Origin of the sequence: Bacillus sp. BF2-3 (assembly GCF_008368795.1) — a bacterium.
Classification (GTDB): Bacteria; Bacillota; Bacilli; order Bacillales; family Bacillaceae_G; genus Bacillus_A; species Bacillus_A cereus.
Genome location: NZ_QOSA01000010.1, coordinates 139,773 through 163,509, shown reverse-complemented (window position 1 = coordinate 163,509; position 23,737 = coordinate 139,773). Strand labels below are relative to the sequence as shown.

The window sequence follows — 23,737 nt, the reverse complement described above, 5'->3', positions numbered from 1 at the left end:
TATGAGCAAGAAGCAGAAGCAAAATAAGAAAAAGACCCACGTTCCTTTTCGGTTAAACGTGCTGTTTTTCTGCGTGTTTTTAATGTTCTCCGCGGTTATTGTAAGGCTCGGATATGTACAAATTGTTCGCGGTGAAGAATATAAGAATGAAGTGGAGAAGAAAGAAAACTCAACGATAAGTAATCCTGTACCGCGTGGGAAAATATTTGACCGTTATGGGCGACCTGTAGTAGATAATGCAGCCGTTCGTACCATTACATTTACAAAAATGAAAGGATCAACTGCAGAAGATCGCTTAGAAACAGCGAAAAAGCTAGCAGATTTGATTGAAGTACCGACAGATAAATTAACAGATCGCGATAAAAAAGATTATTGGCTTGCTATGCATAAAGAGGAAGCTAAAGAAAAAATTACGAATAAAGATCGTCAAGAGTTTAAAGATAAAAAAATTGATGATAAAGAATTAGACGAGCGTCAGCGAAGTCGTGTAACAGAAGAAGAGATTAATCAATTATCCGCAAAAGATCTAGAAATACTAGCGATTAAAAGTAAGATGGACGGCGGATATGCAATGACACCTCAAGTTATTAAAAAGGATGCTACAGAAAAGGAATATTCGATTATTAGTGAAAACCTAGCAGCATTACCAGGTGTAGATACGAATGTTGATTGGGAGCGAAAATATACGTACGATGATTTATTCCGAAGTGTACTAGGTGGGGTGTCGACATCTGATGAAGGCTTACCGAGAGAAAGACTAGATTACTATCTTGTTCGTGATTATAATCGAAATGACCGAGTAGGAAAAAGTTATCTTGAACAACAGTATGAAGATAGTCTGCACGGTACGAAAGCAGAAGTTAGAAATGTTACAGATAAAAACGGTAATATTTTAGAAACGATTAATGTATCAAAAGGACAAAGTGGTAATGATCTGAATTTAACAATTGATATGGAATTACAAAAGCGTGTGGAAGATATTCTTGCGAAGAATTTAATGAGATTTAAAGGAAGCGAACCTCTTTTAGATCGCGCATTCGTTGTAATGATGAACCCAAAAAATGGTGAAGTTTTATCTATGGCGGGGAAACAATTAGTTAACGAAGATGGTCAAACGAAAGTAAATGACTTTGCATTAGGTACCATGACAAGTTCTTATCCGATGGGATCAACTGTAAAAGGTGCAACAGTACTTACTGGATATCAAACTGGTGCGATTCAACCAGGATCGGTGCAATTGGATGAACCAATTAAATTAAAAGGTACACCTACGAAGTCATCTTGGAAAACGATGGGATACATTAATGACCTTACAGCTTTAAAAATGTCTTCTAACGTTTATATGTTTAAAACAGCGATGAATATCGCCGGTGTTAAATATGTGAGAGGTGGTACGTTAGATATACCTCAAAAAGCATTTGATACGATGCGTTATTATTTTGGACAGTTTGGACTTGGTGTAAAAACAGGAATTGATTTACCGAATGAATCTGCTGGTCAGATGGGTAGAAGTAGTCAACCAGGTTTCTTACTAGATTTATCAATTGGACAGTATGATACGTATACACCGCTTCAATTAGCGCAATATATTTCGACGATTGCCAATGGCGGATATCGCATGCAACCACAAGTTGTAAAAGAAATTCGTCAACCGGCAGTGAAACCAGATGAAGTTGGGAAAGTTGTTCAATCTATGGAACCGAAAGTATTAAATCGTATTGATATGCCGGAATCGCAAATTAAACATGTTCAAGAAGGATTTAGACAAGTGTATAATGATTCAGGTGGTACAGCTACAAAATACTTTACAGGTGCAAAATATAAAGCGGCAGGGAAGACGGGTACGGCGCAAACTGTGTATGGTGGAGATAAAGAGATTGGTAGAAATGCAAAAGGTGAACGTGTGGAAACATATAACTTAACATTAGTAGGTTATGCGCCACTTGAAGATCCAGAAGTAGCATTCTCTGTTGTCGTTCCATGGGTACATGATGATAAGACTGGTATTAATGGATATATTGGTCGTGAAATTATGGACGCTTACTTTGATTTGAAAAACAAGGAAGTAAATGGTGAAGCTCCAAAAGATGATAAAGACAATAAAAATAAAGAGCAAGATGATGAATAAAAAAGTTGTAAAAAAGCACACTATCTGAAAAGATAGTGTGCTTTTTTTTATGGTTTATGCATATCGTGTAATAAATGTGGACAAGTATACAACATTGAAAAAACGCGGCCGTATAAATGATACTTGTATATGATGGGATAGGGGATAACTGTTTTATAGGGAAATCATCAGAGGAAATGAATAGCTACTACTGAATTAAAATTGTACCGTATGTTGATTTTTGTGGAACTTTACAAAACTTTTACAAACAATTAAAACCGAATTAATAGTTTAGCAGTATTCTTATATCTGTAATCCTGTTATTTCCGGTTACTTCTAGGAGGAAGAACACGTGAAATGGATGCGTACACCGATTAAAGTTTTCGTATTATCAATATGGTTCCTCTGTTTTGAAATGTCTACTGCATTTGCTTTAAATGATACGGGAGAAGTGAGAGTTGATGGATCCTCAACGGTTTTTCCTATTATAGAAGCAGTAGCGGAGGAATATACAAAGGTGCATCCAGACGTGAAAATTTCCATCAGTATTTCTGGAACTGGGGGAGGATTTAATCGTTTCAGTAAAGGAGAAGTAGATATAAATAATGCTTCGAGAGTAATGAAACAAGTCGAGAAAAATGAAATGAAGAAAAACTCTATTCAGTTCACACCTTTTGAGGTTGCTAACGACGGTCTTACGATTGTTGTGAATCGCCATAATACATGGGTAGACGATATGTCAGTAGACGAGTTACGACTACTTTGGAGTGAAGATGGAAGAGAGAAGCGATGGTCACAAATTCATTCAACATGGCCACGTGAACAAGTGAAGTTTTATGCACCAGGCGTAGACTCTGGTACGTATGATTATTTTCAAAATGTCATCTTACAAAATCATCGCATTGTAAAAAAAGTCTCTTTGTCTGAAGATGATCAAGTTATTATGCAAGGGGTAATGAATGATAAACATGCCATTGCTTTTGTAGGATATGCTTATTATATGGCTAATCGAGATAAGGTGAAAGCAATAAAAGTAAATGGTGTATTTCCGACGAAAGAGACCATTCAATCAGGTAAGTATAAGCCGTTATCTAGGCCGCTACTTACTTATGTGAATAATGCATCTATCCGAAATAAAATGAATGTAGCAAACTATGTTGAGTTTATGATTCAGCATGTCGGTAACCTCGCTGAAGAGGTCGGATATGTAAAATTAAGAAAAGAAAAATACAATGAACAGCTGCGTATGTTAACAGAAATAAAAGGGTAATGTCAGGGTGGAAAGGGGTTTTCATCTTTGGCTCATAATGACAAAAGTCAAATTACATTTTCTGTACAACATTTGATTGAAAGAAATACAAAACAAAGAAAAAAAACGCAGCGAATCAATCGAATAGTGCCTTTATTACTAAAAATAATTGCTAGTGTTTCTATTGTGACGACACTTGGAATTGTTTTTACGCTCTCTAATGAAACAATCATGTTTTTTCAAAAAATATCATTATACTCCTTTTTAACGGAGAAAGAATGGTTACCATTTTTTGAAGATCCTAAATTCGGTATATTACCACTTATATGTGGAACGTTCCTTGTAACAGCAATTGCTATGTTTGTAGCAATTCCTATCGGTTTAGCGTGTGCCGTATTTTTAAGCGAATATGCTTCAAATAGTGCACGGAAAATATTAAAGCCGATGTTAGAGCTATTAGCAGGTATCCCGACAATTGTATATGGTTTTTTTGCATTAACAGTTGTTACACCGCTTTTACAAAGGATTATACCAGATTTACAGTTTTTTAATGCGATTAGTCCAGGAATCGTTATCGGATTTATGATGATGCCTACAATTGCATCTCTATCTGAAGACGCGATGAGAGCTGTGGCGAAAGGGACGAAAGAAGCTTCATTAGCACTCGGAGCGACGCGGTTTGAAATGGTAAAACAAGTGGTGTTTCCGTCCGCTTTTACAGGGATTATGGCAGCAATTATATTAGCAGCTTCTCGTGCAATTGGTGAAACGATGATCGTTGTAATTGCAGCAGGATCCACACCAAATGTATCGCTTGATCCGACACATTCTATTCAAACGTTAACAGCCTATATTGTGCAAGTAAGTTTAGGTGATGCTCCGCATGGAACGATTACGTATTACAGCATGTATGCTGTAGGCGCAACGTTATTTTTGTTTACCTTTATTATGAACATCATTTCGCAGTCAATTATGCGCCGTTTTAGGAGGATGACATAATATGCGAATGTTGAATCATAAAAAAATACAAAAAAATATGGCATCACGCTTTTTAAAAGATCGAATTTACAAATTGTTATTTTATATAGCAATTTTATTTTCAATCGTAATTTTGTTTTTGTTACTGTTTCAAATTGTTGAAAAAGGTATAAGTTATCTTTCAATAGATTTCTTTACAAATTTCGCTTCACGTAATCCGAAAGAAGCTGGTATTGCTGCAGCTTTGTCAGGGACAATATTATTTATGAGTATTGTTATACCTGTTTCTTTTATATTTGGAGTTGGAACAGCACTTTATTTAGAGCAATATGCGAAGGAATCTCTATTTAAAAAAATAATAGAGATTAATAATCAAACGTTGGCAGGAGTACCGTCCGTTGTATTTGGATTGCTTGGTTTAACTATTTTTGTATATGCTCTTCATTTAGGAGAGAGTATAGTTGCAGCAGCATTGACGATGAGTCTACTCGTTTTACCAACAGTTGTTGTGGCGAGTCAAGAAGCAATTCGATCAGTACCAAGTGTTTTATTAGAGGGTTCTTACGGATTAGGTGCTACGAAGTGGCAAACGATGTATCAAATTGTATTGCCATATGCTTTCCCAGGGATTATAACGGGCTGTACGTTAGCGATATCAAGAGCAATTGGAGAGGCTGCACCACTATTAGTTATTGGGGCACTTGCGTTTGCAAATTATGTTCCATTTAGTATGTTTGATAGATTTACAGTTCTACCAATTCAAATTTTTAATTGGATGAGTAGGCCACAAGAAGAATTTCAGTATGTAGCAGCAGCTGGGATGATTGTTTTGTTAGGTTTGTTGCTATTTATCAATATATTTGTTTTATGGTTACGAAATCGAAAATAAGTTGGAAGTGGATGAAAGGGGAATTCAAATGGTAGCAACAGTAGTAAATGTACAGGTGAAAAACGAAGAGAAAATCGAGACTGCGCCAAAGAAGGTAGTATTTGATACGAAAAACTTAAATTTATGGTACGGGGAAGACCATGCTTTAAAAGATATTAATTTAAGTATTCATGAGAATGAAGTTACAGCCATTATCGGTCCAAGTGGCTGTGGTAAATCAACGTACTTAAAAACATTAAATCGCATGGTAGAGTTAGTACCGATCGTTCGAACTACAGGTGTAATTGAGTATAGAGAACGCAATATATTTGATAAATCATATCCAGTTGAAGAATTAAGAACGCATGTAGGAATGGTGTTCCAAAAGCCAAATCCATTTCCAAAATCTATTTATGAGAATGTAACATACGGTCCAAAAATCCATGGTATTCGTGACAAAAAGACATTAGATGAAATTGTTGAAAAAAGTTTACGTGGAGCAGCGATTTGGGATGAGTTAAAAGATCGTTTGCACGATAATGCATACGGTTTATCTGGTGGACAGCAACAGCGTCTATGCATCGCACGCTGCTTAGCTATTGAGCCAGACGTTATTTTAATGGATGAGCCAACATCGGCATTAGACCCAATTTCAACATTAAAAGTAGAAGAATTAATTCAAGAGCTAAAGAAAGATTTTAGTATTGTTATCGTAACGCATAATATGCAACAAGCAGCGCGTATTTCAGACAAAACAGCTTTCTTCTTAAGCGGGGAAGTTGTGGAGTATACAGATACAAACAAATTATTTACGACTCCTTCAGATAAGCGTACAGAAGATTATATTACAGGTCGCTTTGGTTGATATCGTTTCAAAGCTAAGAGCAAATGCCCTCTTAACAGAGGGCATTTCTTATTTTATCTTACTGTTAATAAAGAAGTAATACTTCTCCTTATCTTAAGTTTTATTACAAGCGTAAGAGGCTATGTAGGAGATTTACCCCGCTATTTGCGGGCAGTAAGACCCCCACCTTAAAATTTAGCGAAAGCAAAGAAGTTAGGGAGGGGATCTTGCTGCCTATCAAATCCCGATTGATGAGGGTTGATTAAAGTTTCACTTTTATATAATGGCACATAATATTGAGGGGGAAGAAAAATGGTAAGAGAACAGTTCCAAGGTGATTTAAAAGCGTTACAGCAAAAGGTGATTGAGCTTGGAGAATTAGCAAATGCGGCTTTATTGATTGCTATGGAAGGTCTGCATACAAGAGATGTAGAGAAAGCGTTAGAGGTCATTGATGGTGATTACCGCATGGATAATTTAGAAGAGGAAATAAACGATCTTGCGCTTATGCTCATTACGAAGCAGCAACCTGTAGCAAGTGACTTAAGAAGGATTTTTATTTCAATTAAAACAGCGACAGATTTAGAGCGCATTGCAGATCATGCTGTTAATATTGCAAAGGCTACAATTCGTCTTGGGGAAAAAGAAGTGGCTGTTAGTTTGCACAACCTAGATGAAATGTTTGCGGTTGCAAATGAGATGTTGCATTTAGCGTTAGAAGCATATGAACAAGAAAATTTAACTTTTGCGAAACAAATTGCTGAAATGGATGATTCCGTTGATGAAATATATGGAAAAGCAATTCGTGAGTTTATATCTTCAGTTCCGGAACAACCAGAAGCAATTACGCAAATTACACAATTATCATTTGTCGCGAGATATATTGAGCGTGTAGCAGATCATATTACAAATATTGCTGAAAATGTCTTTTATTTAGTAAAAGGAAAGCATTATTTATTGAATGAGTAGGAATGAAAGTAGGTGATGAGAAATCACCTGCTTTTTTTAGTCAAAACATGACAAAAAAAGCTCGTTGTTTCCTTTAGTTTATGATGATAAGATGTATCATAATGTAATGGAAAAATTAGTATATATGTTTGTCGTTAATAAGTATTATTTACCAATTTATAGTAAGCGCTTTCTTGTTGTTTGAAATGTACGTTTTTATAGGTTAGAAATTTAATTATATAGTCTTCTAAATGAGGATGTGTTTAACTAATCAAGTTTATGCTGCTAGTTCATGTGGGATAGGGAATATACATATGGTATATGGAGTTACTGAACATTATATAAGTGGAGGCTGAAGTATATGAAGGGGGTTATTTTAGCTGGAGGAAAAGGAAGGCGCCTTAGACCATTAACATGTAATACTCCAAAGCCGATGTTACCATTATTAGAAAAACCAGTTTTAGAATATAATATTGAGTTATTACGCCAGCATGGTATTCGTGAAATTGCAATTACTGTTCAATATATGAGTACGACCATTAAGCAATATTTTGGTGACGGTAGTAAATGGGGAGTTAACTTGTATTATTTTGAAGACTCTCCTCCGCTTGGCACAGCAGGGAGTATTAAACAAGCAGAACAATTTTTAGATGAAACATTTGTTGTGATAAGCGGGGATGCATTAACTGACTTTCAATTATCAGAAGGAATTAGGTTTCATGAACAAAAGAAAAGAATGGTAACAATGTTTGTGAAAGAAGTAGAAAATCCACTCTCATTTGGATTGGTTGTAATGAATAAAGACCAGGAGGTTACACGATATATAGAAAAGCCGGGCTGGAATGAGGTAGTATCTAATGTTGTGAATACAGGCATATATATTATGGAGCCAGAAGTCTTTTCTTACATACCGCCTAGGCAATTTTTTGATTTCAGTCATGATGTGTTTCCGTTATTGGCAAACAAAAATGTGTTATTCGCATATTTGTCAGAAGGTTATTGGTTAGATATCGGCACATTTAATCAATATCGACAAGCACAATTTGATTTGTTAACGAAAAAGTTACAAGTACCTATTCCTTATACAGAAGTATTACCGATGGTATGGATGGGAGAAGGGGTGACGATTGGTAAAGGGACGAAAATTCATGGCCCCTCTTTTATTGGAGAAGGAGCAAAGATTGGTACAGGAGCTGTAATTGAGCCATATTCTATTATTGGGAAAAATAGTATCGTTTCAAATTATTCTCATCTTCAAAAAAGTATTGTTTTTGCAAATGCCCACATTGGGAAGTATTGTGAACTATTAGAAACGACAATAGGAGAGCGTACAATAGTTGAAGATGATGTTACACTGTTTCAAAAAAGTGTTGTAGCGGATCACTGTCACATCGGAAGAAGTACGGTAATTAAGCAAAAAGGAAAACTATGGCCTTATAAGGCGATTGATAGTCATTCGATAGTAGGAGCGGCTGGTATTCAAGAGAGTGAAATGAGTGCAGGGTGGTTACAAAAAAGCCGCATTGTAGGAAGAGGGAATGTTGAAATTACTCCCCAGTTTATCGTGAAGATTGCGATGGCGTATGGTTCTCTTTTTAAAAAAGGAGAAAGTATATTAATTGGAAGTCAAGAAAATATAGAAACAACCTCTTATAAAAATTTATTTTTACATGCTATTCATGGTATAGGGATTCATACGATGGAATGTAAAGAAATGAACGAGTCACTTTTTCAATATAGTGTTCATCATTTGCAATGTGCAGGTGGGGTTTTCATTCAAGTGGAGAATGAGAATGAGATTGTTATAAAGTTGTATGGTCAAGCTGGCATGCCGTTAACGTATAAGCAGCAAAAAGAGATAGAACAAGTATATATGTCCGAATTGTTTTATTACGTGCATGAGAAAGAGATGGGGCGAAATAAGCTGGTTCATGTTTCTATGAATGAGTATATAGAAGTTATATTGGGGCATATTGATATCGAGAAAATACAGATGCAGAAGTTTCATCTTCTTATTAATAAGAGAAATGATACGTTGCAACATTTACTTATGCTCTTTCTGCAAAGACTTGGTTGTACAGTTACATGGATTTATGCAAGCGAACAAAAAGATCATGTGAAAGCTTTGATGAAATCAAGTAAAGCGAATATGGCTCTTATGTTTTCTGAGCAAGGAAATCATTTCGAGTTATACGATAAACATAGTAATATTTACCAAGGTACAGATTTGGAAGAGGTCGATATTCCAGATTTCTTACTCGAATCGACAGGAAATATTTACCCAATGTCTTTGAAGTTAGGAGAATGTTATCTTCTATTTTATACGCAGGATGAAAGAAAGTCGTTTCAAGTAAGGTGGAAGCGAGATATTTTATATCGGATTGGAAAATTATTCGAGCTAATAGCATTGCAAGGAAAAACGTTTCTCAGCATAGTAGAGCAATCACCTCCGCTCTATTTACTTTATGATGAAGTGGTATGTTCATGGAATGAAAAAGGGGAAATTATGAGGAAATTATTGGATGATATAGAAAGGAAGGGAGAAGGTATATTTGAAGGAGTACAGTTCAAATATACTGAAAAAGAGTGGTCTTATATCGTTTCTGACACAAAACAACCAAAATTTTTGGTGTATTCACATGCTAGAAACCCAGTAATAGCAAGGGAAAATATGAAAAATCTTATAGAAAAAATTAGACAATATCAAAAGGTGTAGAATTTTTATTTTAAAAGTGGTATTATAGTATAGTCTGATTTAAGTTATTAGTACTGGAGGGAAATAAGAATGCGTGTGAATATTACTCTAGCATGTACAGAATGCGGAGATCGTAACTATATCTCAAAGAAAAATAAACGTAACAACGCTGAGCGTATCGAGCTTAAAAAGTATTGCAAGCGTGACAAGAAGTCTACGTTACACCGTGAAACAAAGTAAGCAGTAGGAATATTTTCCTACTGTTTCTTTTTTTATTCGATTCCTATGTTAAAAGTGATACACTATCAGCATAGAGTAAAGTGTCACTGTAAGGGGGAGAATGTGTGAAAGCAGAGAAAGTACGTTTACGTAAACAAATAATAGAACACATGAATTCTTTATCAGAAGAACAGTATACAACTTTATCAGAACAGATTGCATTTTCGTTGTATGCGCAAAAAGAGTGGGTTGAAGCTAAAACAATTGGAATTACTCTTTCAATGGAAAATGAAGTGAATACATATCCTATTATCGAAAAAGCTTGGGAAGAAGGAAAGAAAGTTGTAGTTCCTAAGTGTAATAAAGGAACTAGAACGATGTCCTTCCGGCAAATTAATAATTTTGATCAATTAGAAACGGTGTATATGAATTTACGTGAACCGATTCCCGGGCTTACGGAAGAAGTGAATATGGATGAAATTGATCTTCAAATTGTCCCAGGCGTAGCTTATACAGAACGAGGAGAGCGAATTGGGTACGGCGGTGGCTATTATGATCGTTATCTCGTGCATTATAAAGGGAAAACGCTGTCATTAGCGTATGATTTTCAAATGGTAAAACACATTCCAGTAGAGCCATTTGATAAAAACATAGAAAAAATTATTACAGAAAAAGGAACACTGCTTATAAATAAGCTTGTATAGACAAATAAAAATTGACGAGACTTTTTCTTCTTGATTATAATAAAATATGTGAACGTTTTCTTATTATAATTTTTTATAGTAAGTGAGCATAGAGGGTGATGAAATGGTATCTATTTATGATATTCAGCAATTGCTAAAGAAATTTGGTACGATTATTTATACGGGAGATCGAATTGCAGATTTACAATTAATGCAAGATGAATTGCGTGAATTAAATCAATCACAGCTAATCGATCCACAAGACTATCAAACAGCTTTATTTTTATTGAAGCAAGAAATTCAAAAAGAGCTAAATAAGAATTAGATAAAGGTAGGTAAGCAACATGGAAGAGAAATGGTTAGTTGGTGTTGACCTTGGTGGTACAACGATTAAATTAGCATTTATTAATGTATACGGTGAAATTTTACATAAGTGGGAAATCCCTACGAATACAGGTGAGCAAGGAAAACATATTACACTTGATGTTGCGAAAGCAATTGATAAAAAGCTAGAAGAATTAGGCGAATTGAAGAGCAAATTAATTGGTATTGGTATGGGAGCTCCTGGTCCTGTACATGTGGCGTCTGGAATGATTTATGAAGCGGTTAATTTAGGATGGAAAAACTATCCGCTAAAAGATTTATTAGAAGTAGAAACAGGATTACCTGTTGTTATTGATAATGATGCGAACTTAGCAGCGCTTGGTGAAATGTGGAAAGGTGCTGGTGAAGGTGCAAAAGATTTAATCTGTATGACACTTGGTACGGGCGTTGGTGGTGGTGTAATCGCCAATGGTGAGATTGTACACGGCGTGAGTGGTGCTGCTGGTGAGATTGGACATATTACAGTCGTTACAGAAAATGCTTTCCCATGTAATTGCGGGAAGTCTGGTTGCTTAGAAACAGTAGCATCTGCGACAGGTATTGTACGTGTTGCTATGCAAAAAATACAAGAGACTAATAAAGAGAGCGTGTTGCGTTCTATGTTAGCTGAAGAAGGACGTATTACATCAAAAGATGTCTTTGAAGCACTTGGACAAGGTGATGAATTAGCAGGTGAAGTAGTAGAAAAAGTAGCTTCTTATTTAGGATTAGCTGTAGCGAACCTTTCTAGTACATTGAACCCAGAGAAAATTGTTATTGGTGGAGGCGTGTCTAAAGCTGGAGATGCGCTATTAGAACCAATTCAACGCTATTTCGAGCAATACGCTTTCTCACGTGCTGTAAAGAGCACGAAGTTAGCTATTGCAACACTTGGTAATGATGCAGGTGTTATCGGAGGAGCTTGGCTTGTAAAAAAGCACAAATACGAAGCGAAGATGATATAAGTTGTGAAATATGAAAAGAGGAAGGGGGAACCCTTCCTCTTTTTGTGTAAAATCTCGATGAAGAATAAAGTGTAAACGAATTAAGCTGCTGGTGGATACCCGTTATATAGAACAGTCATGATCGTAAACCATCCGAAAACGAGTACAGTTGCAATTGCAAAGCCGCTCGCGAAAAAGTTTTTTTCACGAAGTGTTCTAAGCGTAGCAAATACAGCTAACAGAGTGACAAGTGTAAAAATAATAACAAGGCCCATACAATATCCTCCTCTGTCTACCCATTTCTTATTATGAGTTTTTGGAATATTTACTCTTTTATATTGTACATGTTTTAAAAATGATTGTCGAGATAGCATCCTTTCTTTTCCTCAGAGAAAGAAATGTTGTATCATTAAAAGTAAGTTTTTAATAACTGGAGGAGATTTTTATATGAAATGGATACAAATGCCGTTAGGCCCATTACAAACAAATGCTTATATTTTAATGAACGATCAAAAAGAGTGCATTATCTTTGACCCTGGTCATGAAGGTGAAAAGCTCGTTACATATTTACAAGAAGAACAATTAAAACCATTGGCTGTTTTATTAACACATGCTCACTTTGATCATATCGGTGCTGTTGATGCCGTAAGAGACGCTTTTTATATTCCTGTGTACGTACATAAAGAAGAAGCAGATTGGTTAGGAGATGCAACTGTAAACGGCTCTCAAATTTTTATGATGAACCGCAGTATTACAGCAAAACCAGCGGATCATATTATTGATGCAGAAGGTACATTAACAATTGGATCATTTAATTTTGAAGTTTTTGAGACACCAGGACATTCTCCAGGAAGTATTTCTTATTATAGTAAAGAAGCGAATGCTGTATTCTCAGGAGATGTATTGTTCCAAATGAGCATTGGAAGAACAGATTTGCCTGGTGGAAGTTTTGCTGAATTAATTGGAAGTATTGAAGAGAAATTATTTGTATTACCAGATGAAACAGCGGTGTTATGTGGACATGGTCCAGAAACAAGCATTGGCTTTGAAAAAGAAAATAATCCGTTTTTACAATAAGGAGTTATTATGGGAATGGAGCTCATTTTAAGAGAATGGATGGGGAAAGAAAAGGATTATTCAATTTCATATAGTACGTATATGAACCTTGTATTGTATACGGAGGGTCATGGATATTATATGAAAGAACGTGAAAAGATTGGAAGACAAGGGGATTTTTTTACAAGTAGCAATGTATCCTCTGTTTTTGCAAAAACTTTTGCTAAACTTTTTATTCGTCTTGTTGAAAATGGTGAAGTTGCTTCGAATATTTGTGAGGTTGGTGGGGGAACAGGGAAGTTTGCCTATGATGTTTTACAAGAATGGAAGCAATTATCTCCAAACACCTTTATTAATTTAAACTATTCAATGATTGAAGTGAGCCCTTTTCATAGGAAATTACAGCAGGAGCAACTTGGCTCATTTTCTAATGTATCGTACTATACCTCCTATAGTGAAATGGGAGATTCTTTCGAGGGAATTCTTTTTTCGAATGAGTTGTTTGATGCATTTCCTGTTGAAGTAATTGAGAAAAGAAATGGTATATTGTATGAAGTACGTATTACATATACAGAGGAAGGAAACCTTTCAGAAGTATGTAGGCCGTTAAATAAAAGAATTGGTCGCTATTTATTGAAATATAATATTTATATTGCTGAAGGGCAACGTTTTGAAGTACCAATTGTTATGGAGGAGTATATAAAAGAAATTTCGAAATGGTTTCAAAAAGGTATATGTATTACAGTTGATTACGGATACACAAAAGAAGAATGGATGCATCCAGCACACCGCGAAGGAAGTTTGCGAGGATATTATCAGCATAAGCTAATGCGTAACCCACTAGCGCATCCAGGTGAAATGGATCTTACTACTCATGTTCATTGGGACGAGCTAAAGGAGATCTTTAGTATGCAAGGAATGAGTGCAGTATGGCATAAGAAACAATCTGAGTTCTTGTTAGCTGCAGGGATATTAGAACAGCTTACGAGCCATCAAGATACGAATCCTTTTTCTGAAACGCAAAAACAAAATCGAGCAGTTCGTTCTATGATTTTAAATGGAGGAGTAGGGAGTTCGTTTGATGTTGTTATACATACAAAAGATATGCAACATTTACATTTGGATCAGTATGTAACAATATAAAAAACAAGACACAGTATATACTGTGTCTTGTTTTTTAATACGACTTATGTAGTATTATATATTTCCTCTCATGATATATATTTATATTAAAGATATGAGATAAAAAATATAGAATACGTTCTTTTTCTGCGATTATTAGTCCCTAACCTAATAATACACGAACGAGTTGAATGATTGTTTCATTCTCTACTTTGTAATAAATTTCCAATCCTTTTCTTTCACTAGAAACGATTTTAGCGCTTTTTAATTTTGCTAAATGCTGTGAAATTGTAGATTGTGGCATGTTTAAGCCAGTATACATTGTAGAAACGTTGCTTGGACCGCGCTCGATTAATCCTTTTACGATACATAAACGAACAGGATGAGCTAGCACTTTTAATAATTCTGCATTACTTTCATATAGTTCTAATTCTTTTTGAAAGGTTTCTAACATGTTCTTTTCCACCTCCGTGTGAGCTATTATACCATACTATACATACCAAAAATTTAAAGAAAAGAAAATAGTTGTTGCAGAAAAAAAGTCCTAAAGTAAAGAAATTGTAAGAAAAGAGACCCGGATGTAAATAAAATAGGTAAATTAGCATGTTTTTGTAAAATGACATTTTTGGGTGAAAATTTCGATGCGTTTTAAAAATTGAAAGATATAGATATATTTGTAACACAATTTTATCATGATTTTCTTATTCTTTCAAATGAATATACGAAATTTTTAAAATAATATGACAAAGGAATTATAATGATATATATAGAATATAAAACAGGTTAAAAGAAAAGAAGCTGAATGTCATTCGCTTCTTTATGGTGATAATGAAATATTTGATTACGGCTGATAAATCTTAGGATGATCAAGTCATTAGTCATTTATTCTAAAATTCATCTTTTAGCAACGTTAAAAATCTGTGATTCCATATGTTCTCATAAAAATCAATTGTCTCTTTTGCGGACATAAAAGGATTATTCAACGTAGAGGTTGTTTTCTGTCCCATAAAGTTTTCGTATCCTAGCCCGTGGGCAAACTTAATCGTTGCATCCATACAGTACTCTGTTTGGGCGCCACAAAATTCAATGCGATTTACAGATAATTGATCTAAAATTTCTTTTAAGTTTGTTTTATAAAATGAATTTGCATGTGTTTTTCTTACAAAAAAATCTTGTTCTTGAACATCTAGATCGGTATGAATAGCCCAAAGTTCTTTCTCGGGTACTAAATCATCATCACAATGTTGAACAAAAAGGATTGGTTTATTTAATTTTCTATATGAATAAATTCTTTTATTTACTTTTTTTAGTAAGTTCTGTAAATCAAATAAATGCTCCTCGCTATAACATACGCCATTTTGTAAATCGATAACGATTAAAATATCTGCACAAGTATCCATTATTTTCACCCCTTTTTATTTCTTAATATATCAATTAATCCATTATTTAGAAATAGATGATATACTTTTATTTTTTATGGACTATAAGAAAAGAAGAAATTCAAATGAATATAGCTAAACCGCATAAAAAGAAGATATGAAAACCTAATCTCATATCTTCTTTTTCTCTATGCATTTACAGGTTCTTCTACATAAGAAAGGGCATTTTCAAAATCGGATATTAAATCGTTAACATTTTCAAGACCGACTGATAACCGAAGTAATGAATTAGAGATTCCTCTTTTATCACGAGCTTCTTGCGACAGTGCTGCATGTGACATTTTTGCTGGATAAGAAAGAATTGACTCTACAGCTCCTAAACTAACTGCAAAAACAGGCAATTTTACTTTTGATAAAAATTTGCGGAGTGCATCTTCTGACTGCAAAGTAAACGATAAGACCGCTCCAGCTGATGTTGCTTGAGATTGTTGAATATCAAATCCGAGATGAGTTTGTAATCCCGGATAATAGACATTTTTTACTTTAGAGTGCTCTTGTAAATAATGTGCGATTTTATTGGCATTTTTAGCTGAATGTTCGAGGCGTACATGCAATGTTTTTAGACCGCGAAGTACGAGAGAACAATCTTGAGGTCCTAAAATAGCACCGAATGCATTTTGTAAAAATCCAAGCTTTTGAGCGAGTTCTGAATCTTTTACTACTGCTAATCCGGCAGTAACATCACTATGACCAGCAATAAATTTTGTAGCACTATGAAGAACGACATCAGCTCCAAGTTCAAGTGGTTTTTGGAATAGTGGTGTCAAAAATGTATTATCAACAAAAGTAAGAGCCCCAATAGATTTTGCGAGTTTAGAAACCTCGCGAATATCTGTCACTTTTAAAAGTGGGTTAGAAGGTGTTTCTACATAAAAGAGCTTTGTATTTGGTTTAATGTTTTGTTTTATTTCTTCTAAATTGGTCATATCAACAAATGTATGTGAAACACCGTAACGGGAGAGTACCTCAGTTATCACTCGGTAAGTGCCTCCGTACACATCTTCTGAAATGAGTACGTGATCACCTTGTGAAAGAAGGAGGAATGCAGTGGAAATCGCTGCAATGCCTGATGCAAAGGCGAATCCTTTTGTTCCGCCTTCTAATAAAGCAATGATATCTTCAAGAGCTTCACGAGTTGGGTTTCCTGACCTGCTATAGTCATATTTTCCGAACGTATCTACATCAAACTGGTGAAAAGTTGATGTGTTATAAATAGGAACGTTCACAGCGCCTGTTTGCGAGTCGTGTTTATATTGGTTGTGTAGTAAGAGTGTATCTATAGAATAGCTCATATTCTTACACCTTCTTTTACGAGTTTAATTGCTTGCTTTAAGTCTTGAATTAAATCGTTACTATTTTCAATGCCAACTGAGAATCGAAGAAGACGATTGCATACGCCGTTTGCTGTTCTAATTTCTTCAGGAATATCAGCATGTGTTTGCGTTGCTGGATAAGTCATTAAACTTTCTACACCACCAAGACTTTCGGCAAATGTAATTAAGGATAAAGATTGTAAGAATGGATTAATCCAAGCTTCATCTTTAAGGCGGAATGAGATCATGCCACCTCTTCCTGGATAAAATACATCTGTCACCCCGTCTTCATCATTTAAATACGCAACAACTGCTTTCGCATTTTCTTCATGTTGCCTCATGCGAAGCGCTAACGTTTTCATACCGCGAATTAATAACCATGAGTCAAATGGGCTTAAAACTGCACCTGATGCATTATGATAATGAGCGATTTCCTCGCAAAGTTCCTTTCCTTTTGCAACGACAAGCCCGCTTAGTACATCGTTATGTCCCCCTAAATATTTCGTTGCGCTATGAAGTACAATGTCAGCACCTTCTGTTAATGGTTGCTGTATATAAGGTGTGTAGAAAGTGTTGTCTACAATAAGGAGTAGTCCGTTCCTTTTCGCTACAGTTGCGACAGCAGCAATATCAGTAACTTGCATTAATGGATTAGTTGGAGTTTCTATGAAAATAGCCTTCGTTTCAGTTGTGATAGCTTGCTCAATTTGTTTAATAGACTGTGTATTTACGTATCTACATCGAACATTCCACTTTTTTTCATGCTCAGAAAATAATCGATACGTTCCCCCGTATAAATCTTCAGATACAATAAGTTCGTCTCCAGAGCGGAATAGAGAAAGGACGAGGAGAACAGCCGCCATCCCTGAACTACAGGCATAACCTTGTTCGCCATATTCTAAGTCTGCGATCGCCTGTTCTAAAAGACCTCGAGTTGGATTGCCAGTTCGTGAATAGTCAAAGCCAGTAGATTTACCAATTCCTTCGTGACGATAAGCGGTTGAGAAATAAACTGGTGGATTAACCGTTCCGGTTGTAGTTTCACTGCGATTTCCGATTTGTGCTAGTTTTGTTTCGATTGTTGACATATGAAAATTCCTCCTTTTTAAATTGAAACATTAAGTGAATATAAAATAAAAAAAGCCTTCTAAGAAGAAGGCTTTCGGTTTGAATAGAGTCTTCTTCTCATCTGTCAAATCTTTCACAATTTGCTGGAATTAGCACCTTATTAACAAAATGTTAATGGTTGCTGAGGCGTCACAGGGCCAGTCCCTCTACCTCTCTAGATAAGAATGTTCGTATGAAATTTTTATTATGTTTTTAACTTTACAATAAAATATAACTGAATTGCAACTTTATTTTAAATAATTTTTATTTTTCCGCAAGTGTCATTGACTTTTACTTTTGTGCATGCTAAATTTATTAAAAAATTAACAAACATTGTTAAAAGGGGAACGCATTTCCTTTTAGCTACATAAATAAAATAATAAAGACAACTCTTATTGAGAGCGGTGGAGGGAAAGGCCCTGTGAAACCCGGCAACCTTCAAACGAAATGTTTGAAACGGTGCTAATACCTGCAAAACGAATGTTTTGCATAATAAGAGGAGGAACGATTATGTCCCCCTCTTCAAAGTGAAGAGGGGGTTTTTATATTGATAGAAATGAGGGAGAGTCGTGAAATTACTAGATTTATTATCAAAAGGAATTGTAATAGGTGATGGTGCGGTTGGGACGTTATTGCATTCACATGGTTTGCAAAGTAGCTTTGAAGAATTGAATGTATCTGATCCAGACTTAATTATATCGATTCATAAACAATATGTAGCTGCTGGAGCAGATGTAATTCAAACGAATACGTATGGAGCAAATGAGGCGAAATTACGTATGTATGGTTTAGAAAATCAAGTTACAGAAATTAATAGAGCGGCAGTAAAACTAGCGAAAGCATCTGTGACAGATAAAAATGCAATTTTAGGAACAATTGGTGGTATGAAACATATCGGAGCTGTTACAACGACTGATATGGAAAGAGAGTTTATGTTACTTGAACAGGCAGGGGCTTTACTAGAAGAACAGGTTGATGGATTACTATTAGAAACTTTTTACGATGAATTTGAATTACTTCATGCCGTTAAAGTATTGCGTAAGCAAACGAATATTCCAATTGTTGCGCAATTAGCGTTACATGAAGCAGGTACGACTCAAAATGGAAATGATGTCAATGAAATATTAAAGCAACTTATAGATTACGGTGCAAATGTTGTTGGATTGAATTGTCAACTAGGGCCGCTTCATATGACGGAAGCTTTCAAAATGATATCGATTCCTCAAAATGGCTATTTATCAGCATACCCAAATGCAGGCCTCCCGAATTATGTGGATGGACGTTACGTATATGAGGGAAGTCCAGCTTATTTTGAAGCGATGACACCGAGATTTATTGAGCAAGGTATTCGGTTATTGGGTGGTTGTTGTGGTACGACTCCAGAACATATTCAAAGTATGAAGCGCGCTGTTGCGAATATTACCCCTGTAATAGAAAAAGACACGATTCAAAGGCCGAAAGTCGTTCATACGCATGAGAAACGTTCGAAGGCTCACGTCACTCTAGCAGAGAAAGCGAAAAAACAAACAACAGTTGTAGTGGAATTAGATCCACCGAAAACGTTAGATACACAGCGTTTTTTTGAAGGAGCAAGAGCGTTAAAAAGAGCGGGAGCAGATGCTATTACTCTAGCAGATAATTCATTAGCATCGCCTCGTGTTTCTAATATGGCGATGGGTGCGTTATTAACGAAGCATGATATCCCAGTATTGACGCATTTAACGTGTAGAGATCATAACGTCATTGGACTACAATCTCATTTGTTAGGTTTATCGGCGTTAGGGATGGAAGAAGTGTTAGCTTTAACTGGTGATCCAGCGCGCGTTGGTGATTTTCCCGGTGCCACTTCTGTATATGATTTATCCTCTATTGAGCTTATTAAAATGATTAAAGAAATGAACGATGGACGTTCAATTTTAGGGAAATCAATTGGACCGGCGACAAGGTTTTCTGTAGGCGGCGCATTTAATCCTCACGTGAGGCACTTAAAAGCAGCGGTTAAGCGAATGGAACGAAAAATAGATGCTGGAGCGGAGTATTTTTTAACTCAGCCAATTTACGATATCAAGTTAATTGAAGAAGTGTATGAAGCGACAAAGCATTTGGAACAACCTATTTTTATTGGAATTATGCCGTTAGTAAGTAAGCGGAATGCAGATTTTCTTCATTTTGAGGTGCCGGGTATTACTCTTCCTGAAGAAATAAGAGAGAGAATGGATGGACATGAAACGAAAGAGGCAGCAATTGAGGAAGGGATCCGCATTTCACAAGAATTGGTCGACGCAGCGATGAAATATTTTAATGGTATTTATCTTATTACACCATTTTTAAAGTATGAAATTACAGAACATCTTGTTAAATATGTAAGAGAAAAGCAAGAAGTGAAAGAAGGTATTAATTGATGAAGTGTATAGAAGAAAAATTAAAAAATAGCATTTTAATATTAGATGGTGCAATGGGGACAATGATTCAGCAAGAGGATTTAACTGCTGAAGATTTCGGAGGAGAAGAGTACGAGGGCTGTAATGAATATTTAGTGGAAACAAGACCAGACGTTATTTTAAAGATTCATAAAGCTTATATTGAAGCTGGAGCGGATATTATTGAAACAAATACATTTGGGGCAACGAATATTGTACTAAGTGATTATGATCTGTCTCATTTAGATGAAGAACTAAATGAAAAGGCAGCACTTTTGGCGAAGCAAGCTGTTAAAGAAAGCGGGAAGGAAGTATATGTTGCGGGAGCGATGGGACCAACAACGAAAGCAATTAGTGTTACAGGTGGTGTGACTTTTGAAGAATTGATTGAGGCTTATACAAGGCAGGCACGAGGATTATTAAAAGGAGCAGTTGATGTATTACTCGTTGAGACGAGTCAAGATATGCGTAACGTGAAAGCAGCTTATATTGGAATTCAAGCCGCTTTTGAAGAACTGAAAAAAACGGTTCCTATTATGATTTCAGGAACGATTGAGCCAATGGGAACGACTCTGGCTGGGCAAACAATTGAAGCTTTTTATTTATCAGTAGAACATATGAAACCATTATCTGTTGGGTTAAACTGTGCGACTGGTCCGGAGTTTATGAGGGACCATATTCGTTCACTATCTGATTTATCGGAGTGTTACATTTCTTGTTATCCAAATGCAGGTCTTCCTGATGAAGATGGACATTACCATGAATCTCCATCTTCTCTTGCTGAAAAGGTGAAGCGATTTGCTGAAGAAGGATGGGTTAATATTATTGGTGGTTGTTGTGGCACGACACCAGAACATATAAAAGCAATGAAATCCGCGCTAGCATCTCTTAGGCCTCGTGACCATTATGAGAGAGAAGGACATGGAATTAGTGGATTAGAAGCACTGCAATATGATGAGTCTATGAGACCGTTATTTGTAGGTGAAAGAACGAATGTTATTGGGTCACGTAAATTTAAACGCTTAGTAGCAGAAGGGAAATTTGAAGAGGCTGCTGAAGTGGCAAGAGCGCAAGTGAAGAAAAATGCTCATATTATTGACATTTGTATGGCAGATCCTGATCGCGATGAAATAGAAGATATGGAAAACTTCTTAGCAGAAGTTACGAAAGTTTTAAAAGTACCGATTATGATTGATTCAACAGATGAAAATGTGATGGAGCGAGCTCTTACTTATATTCAAGGAAAAGCTGTTATTAATTCAATTAATTTAGAAGATGGAGAAGAACGATTTAAAAAAGTGACACCGCTTCTTCAAAAGTATGGTGCCGCTATAGTTGTAGGAACAATTGATGAAGACGGTATGGCGGTTAGTGCGGAACGAAAGATAGAAATTGCGAAAAGAAGCTATGAATTACTTACAAAGAAGTATGGGATACGCCCGTCAGATATTATTTTTGATGCACTTGTGTTTCCAGTAGGGACAGGTGATGAAGAATATATTGGCTCAGCGGCAGCGACTATAGAAGGAATTCGCCTTATTAAAGAAGCGTTACCAGAGTGTTTAACGATTTTAGGTGTAAGTAACATATCATTTGGTTTACCACCGGCTGGACGTGAAGTATTAAATTCAGTCTTTTTATATCATGCTACGAAAGCAGGATTAGATTACGCGATTGTGAATACGGAAAAATTAGAACGCTATGCGTCGATTCCAGAGGAAGAAAAACGCCTTGCAGATGCATTACTGTTTGAAACGACGAAAGAGACGTTAGAAGAATTTACAAACTTTTACCGAGTTGCTAAAAAGAAAGATGTCGTTGTGCAAGAAACGTTAACGCTTGATGAAAGACTAGCAAATTATATTGTAGAAGGTACGAAACAAGGATTACACGAGGATTTAAGTCTTGCACTTGAAGAAGGAAGAAAACCTCTTGATATTATTAACGGTCCGCTTATGACAGGGATGGACGAGGTAGGACGACTATTTAATAATAATGAACTTATTGTTGCTGAAGTATTGCAAAGTGCCGAAAGTATGAAAGCCGCTGTAAGCTATTTAGAGCCACATATGGAATCTAGTGATAGTGCGAAAAAAGGGAAAGTATTGTTAGCAACTGTAAAAGGTGACGTGCATGATATTGGGAAAAATCTCGTTGAAATTATTTTAGCGAATAACGGATATGAGATTATTAATTTAGGAATTAATGTACGTTCGGATCGAATTGTTCAAGAAGTACAAGAAAAGAAGCCGGACATTATAGGCCTTTCAGGTTTATTAGTAAAATCAGCTCAACAAATGGTAACGACTGCTGAAGATTTAAAAGCGGCAAATATTGATGTGCCCATTGTTGTAGGTGGTGCAGCGTTAACGAGAAAGTTTACAGATAATCGGATTTCACCATCATATAAAGGACTCGTTTGTTATGCGAGTGATGCGATGACGGGGCTCGATATTATTAATAAGCTTCAAAAAGAAGAAGAGCGTGAGAAGATGAAGCAGGATAAAAAAGAACGTCATCTTCATATCGTAAAAAAAGAGGAGAAGAAAGTAGAAATTCCAGCAGTAATTGAGCCATTACCAAAATCAGAGGTTATGGTGCCTGATTCAACAAAACGAATTGTATTACGAGATGTTCCCGCCCTTCATCTCGCACCATTTCTGAATAGACAAATGCTACTTGGGCATCACCTTGGATTAAAAGGAAATGTGAAGAAGCTTTTGAAAGAGGGAGATAAGAGAGCACATGAATTAAATGATTTAATAGATGAATTATTGCAGGAAGGACAATCTTGGTTAAAGCCGAAAGCAGTGTATCAATTTTTCCCAGCGCAAAGCGACGGACAAAACATTGTAATATATGATCCAGAAGATCATACGCGTGTTATAGAGCGTTTCACATTCCCTAGACAAGGAAAGGCTCCCTATCGTACTTTAGGTGATTATTTGCGCCCAATAGGAGATGAGATGGACTATGTTGCTTTCTTATCTGTTACGGTTGGGGAAGGAGTTCGGGATATTGCTGAAGAGTGGAAGGCGAAAGGTGATTACCTACGTAGTCATGCCATTCAATCGTTAGCGCTTGAATTAGCGGAAGGACTTGCTGAAAAAACACATATGCTCATTCGTGACCGCTGGGGCATTCCGGACTCACCTGAACTGACGATGGAAGAACGTTTCCGTACGAAATATAGAGGAATACGAGTGTCATTTGGTTATCCGGCGTGTCCAGAACTTGCAGATCAAGAAAAGCTATTTCGCTTAATTCATCCAGAGGAAATAGGTATTTCATTAACAGAAGGATTCATGATGGAGCCAGAAGCGTCCGTAACGGCTATGGTATTTTCTCACCCTGAGGCAAGATATTTTAGTGTATTATAGTC

20 protein-coding genes and 2 riboswitches are annotated in these 23,737 nt (G+C 36.0%); of the genes, 15 read left to right on the top strand and 5 right to left on the bottom strand.

The genetic code is table 11. The features are described 5' to 3' along the window. Position 1: 1 nt before the first annotated feature. The 11 genes from DN401_RS09940 (at position 2) to glcK (ending at position 11,919) form a co-directional block, all read left to right on the top strand. On the top strand, positions 2-2,128 hold the full coding sequence (locus tag DN401_RS09940; RefSeq protein ID WP_000038992.1) for a peptidoglycan D,D-transpeptidase FtsI family protein: 2,127 nt from the start codon (positions 2-4) through the stop codon (positions 2,126-2,128). 331 nt (positions 2,129-2,459) lie between these two features. Next, on the top strand, positions 2,460-3,377 hold the full coding sequence (locus tag DN401_RS09935; protein WP_000871829.1) for a PstS family phosphate ABC transporter substrate-binding protein: 918 nt from the start codon (positions 2,460-2,462) through the stop codon (positions 3,375-3,377). A 27-nt stretch (positions 3,378-3,404) separates the two neighbouring features. Then, positions 3,405-4,355, top strand: coding sequence for a phosphate ABC transporter permease subunit PstC (gene pstC / locus DN401_RS09930; protein WP_000940918.1), 951 nt, complete (start codon positions 3,405-3,407; stop codon positions 4,353-4,355). 1 nt (position 4,356) lies between these two features. After that, positions 4,357-5,223, top strand: coding sequence for a phosphate ABC transporter permease PstA (pstA, locus tag DN401_RS09925; RefSeq protein WP_001242557.1), 867 nt, complete (start codon positions 4,357-4,359; stop codon positions 5,221-5,223). Between the two features lie 28 nt (positions 5,224-5,251). Next, complete coding sequence (pstB, locus tag DN401_RS09920) at positions 5,252-6,067, top strand: phosphate ABC transporter ATP-binding protein (RefSeq protein WP_000226686.1); 816 nt, start codon at positions 5,252-5,254, stop codon at positions 6,065-6,067. Between the two features lie 291 nt (positions 6,068-6,358). Then, entirely contained in the window at positions 6,359-7,015 is a 657-nt protein-coding gene (gene phoU, locus DN401_RS09915; RefSeq protein ID WP_000251240.1) for a phosphate signaling complex protein PhoU, read from the top strand. Between the two features lie 340 nt (positions 7,016-7,355). Next, the gene (locus DN401_RS09905; protein ID WP_000679342.1) at positions 7,356-9,710 is read left to right on the top strand and encodes a sugar phosphate nucleotidyltransferase; all 2,355 of its coding nucleotides are present in this window, start codon (positions 7,356-7,358) and stop codon (positions 9,708-9,710) included. A gap of 69 nt (positions 9,711-9,779) precedes the next feature. Beyond that, on the top strand, positions 9,780-9,929 hold the full coding sequence (gene rpmG, locus DN401_RS09900; protein WP_001265616.1) for a 50S ribosomal protein L33: 150 nt from the start codon (positions 9,780-9,782) through the stop codon (positions 9,927-9,929). A 104-nt stretch (positions 9,930-10,033) separates the two neighbouring features. Then, positions 10,034-10,612, top strand: a complete 579-nt coding sequence (locus DN401_RS09895) for a 5-formyltetrahydrofolate cyclo-ligase (protein ID WP_000642750.1) — start codon at positions 10,034-10,036, stop codon at positions 10,610-10,612. Between the two features lie 103 nt (positions 10,613-10,715). Then, entirely contained in the window at positions 10,716-10,916 is a 201-nt protein-coding gene (locus DN401_RS09890; protein WP_000253699.1) for a YqgQ family protein, read from the top strand. 19 nt (positions 10,917-10,935) lie between these two features. Continuing rightward, the gene (glcK, locus tag DN401_RS09885) at positions 10,936-11,919 is read left to right on the top strand and encodes a glucokinase (RefSeq protein ID WP_000391704.1); all 984 of its coding nucleotides are present in this window, start codon (positions 10,936-10,938) and stop codon (positions 11,917-11,919) included. 80 nt (positions 11,920-11,999) lie between these two features. On the opposite strand, the gene DN401_RS09880 is transcribed toward glcK, so the two are convergent. Then, positions 12,000-12,173 carry a DUF2759 domain-containing protein gene (locus DN401_RS09880; RefSeq protein WP_000524852.1) on the bottom strand — a complete coding sequence of 58 codons (174 nt, stop codon included), beginning with the start codon at positions 12,171-12,173 and terminating at the stop codon, positions 12,000-12,002. Positions 12,174-12,345: 172 nt separating this feature from the next. Between DN401_RS09880 and DN401_RS09875 the strand changes: the two genes are divergently transcribed. Further along, entirely contained in the window at positions 12,346-12,975 is a 630-nt protein-coding gene (locus tag DN401_RS09875; protein ID WP_000871231.1) for an MBL fold metallo-hydrolase, read from the top strand. Positions 12,976-12,984: 9 nt separating this feature from the next. Continuing rightward, positions 12,985-14,097: a class I SAM-dependent methyltransferase gene (locus DN401_RS09870; RefSeq protein WP_000525154.1), complete on the top strand. Its 1,113-nt coding sequence runs from the start codon at positions 12,985-12,987 to the stop codon at positions 14,095-14,097. A gap of 142 nt (positions 14,098-14,239) precedes the next feature. Here DN401_RS09870 and DN401_RS09865 read toward each other — a convergent pair whose 3' ends face one another. The 4 genes from DN401_RS09865 to metI form a co-directional block, all read right to left on the bottom strand. After that, positions 14,240-14,530, bottom strand: a complete 291-nt coding sequence (locus DN401_RS09865) for an ArsR/SmtB family transcription factor (RefSeq protein ID WP_000894377.1) — start codon at positions 14,528-14,530, stop codon at positions 14,240-14,242. Between the two features lie 433 nt (positions 14,531-14,963). Next, positions 14,964-15,476, bottom strand: coding sequence for a cysteine hydrolase family protein (locus DN401_RS09860; RefSeq protein ID WP_000379156.1), 513 nt, complete (start codon positions 15,474-15,476; stop codon positions 14,964-14,966). Between the two features lie 167 nt (positions 15,477-15,643). Further along, positions 15,644-16,807, bottom strand: a complete 1,164-nt coding sequence (gene metC, locus DN401_RS09855) for a cystathionine beta-lyase (protein ID WP_000122299.1) — start codon at positions 16,805-16,807, stop codon at positions 15,644-15,646. Continuing rightward, positions 16,804-17,916 carry a cystathionine gamma-synthase/O-acetylhomoserine thiolyase gene (gene metI / locus DN401_RS09850; RefSeq protein ID WP_000103897.1) on the bottom strand — a complete coding sequence of 371 codons (1,113 nt, stop codon included), beginning with the start codon at positions 17,914-17,916 and terminating at the stop codon, positions 16,804-16,806. The genes metC and metI overlap by 4 nt, the downstream gene beginning before the upstream one ends. Positions 17,917-18,010: 94 nt before the next feature. Continuing rightward, a riboswitch (SAM riboswitch) is annotated at positions 18,011-18,121 on the bottom strand. A gap of 203 nt (positions 18,122-18,324) precedes the next feature. Beyond that, positions 18,325-18,434, top strand: a riboswitch (SAM riboswitch). A gap of 70 nt (positions 18,435-18,504) precedes the next feature. On the opposite strand from metI, the gene DN401_RS09845 reads away from it, so the two are divergent. Together DN401_RS09845 and metH are read left to right on the top strand one after the other, a co-directional pair. After that, complete coding sequence (locus DN401_RS09845) at positions 18,505-20,337, top strand: bifunctional homocysteine S-methyltransferase/methylenetetrahydrofolate reductase (RefSeq protein WP_000770352.1); 1,833 nt, start codon at positions 18,505-18,507, stop codon at positions 20,335-20,337. After that, positions 20,337-23,735, top strand: coding sequence for a methionine synthase (gene metH, locus DN401_RS09840; protein WP_149287666.1), 3,399 nt, complete (start codon positions 20,337-20,339; stop codon positions 23,733-23,735). Before DN401_RS09845 ends, metH begins: the two co-directional genes overlap by 1 nt. The last annotated feature ends 2 nt before the right edge of the window (positions 23,736-23,737 follow it).

Bases quoted from the DNA above. Each gene is read 5' to 3' on its own strand.
- DN401_RS09940 (WP_000038992.1), top strand. From the start codon at position 2: ATGAGCAAGAAGCAGAAGCAAAATAAGAAAAAGACCCACGTTCCTTTT.
- pstA (WP_001242557.1), top strand. From the start codon at position 4,357: ATGCGAATGTTGAATCATAAAAAAATACAAAAAAATATGGCATCACGC.
- pstB (WP_000226686.1), top strand. From the start codon at position 5,252: ATGGTAGCAACAGTAGTAAATGTACAGGTGAAAAACGAAGAGAAAATC.
- phoU (WP_000251240.1), top strand. From the start codon at position 6,359: ATGGTAAGAGAACAGTTCCAAGGTGATTTAAAAGCGTTACAGCAAAAG.
- DN401_RS09905 (WP_000679342.1), top strand. From the start codon at position 7,356: ATGAAGGGGGTTATTTTAGCTGGAGGAAAAGGAAGGCGCCTTAGACCA.
- rpmG (WP_001265616.1), top strand. From the start codon at position 9,780: ATGCGTGTGAATATTACTCTAGCATGTACAGAATGCGGAGATCGTAAC.
- DN401_RS09890 (WP_000253699.1), top strand. From the start codon at position 10,716: ATGGTATCTATTTATGATATTCAGCAATTGCTAAAGAAATTTGGTACG.
- glcK (WP_000391704.1), top strand. From the start codon at position 10,936: ATGGAAGAGAAATGGTTAGTTGGTGTTGACCTTGGTGGTACAACGATT.
- DN401_RS09880 (WP_000524852.1), bottom strand. From the start codon at position 12,173: ATGGGCCTTGTTATTATTTTTACACTTGTCACTCTGTTAGCTGTATTT.
- DN401_RS09875 (WP_000871231.1), top strand. From the start codon at position 12,346: ATGAAATGGATACAAATGCCGTTAGGCCCATTACAAACAAATGCTTAT.
- DN401_RS09870 (WP_000525154.1), top strand. From the start codon at position 12,985: ATGGGAATGGAGCTCATTTTAAGAGAATGGATGGGGAAAGAAAAGGAT.
- DN401_RS09865 (WP_000894377.1), bottom strand. From the start codon at position 14,530: ATGTTAGAAACCTTTCAAAAAGAATTAGAACTATATGAAAGTAATGCA.
- DN401_RS09860 (WP_000379156.1), bottom strand. From the start codon at position 15,476: ATGGATACTTGTGCAGATATTTTAATCGTTATCGATTTACAAAATGGC.
- metC (WP_000122299.1), bottom strand. From the start codon at position 16,807: ATGAGCTATTCTATAGATACACTCTTACTACACAACCAATATAAACAC.
- metI (WP_000103897.1), bottom strand. From the start codon at position 17,916: ATGTCAACAATCGAAACAAAACTAGCACAAATCGGAAATCGCAGTGAA.
- metH (WP_149287666.1), top strand. From the start codon at position 20,337: ATGAAGTGTATAGAAGAAAAATTAAAAAATAGCATTTTAATATTAGAT.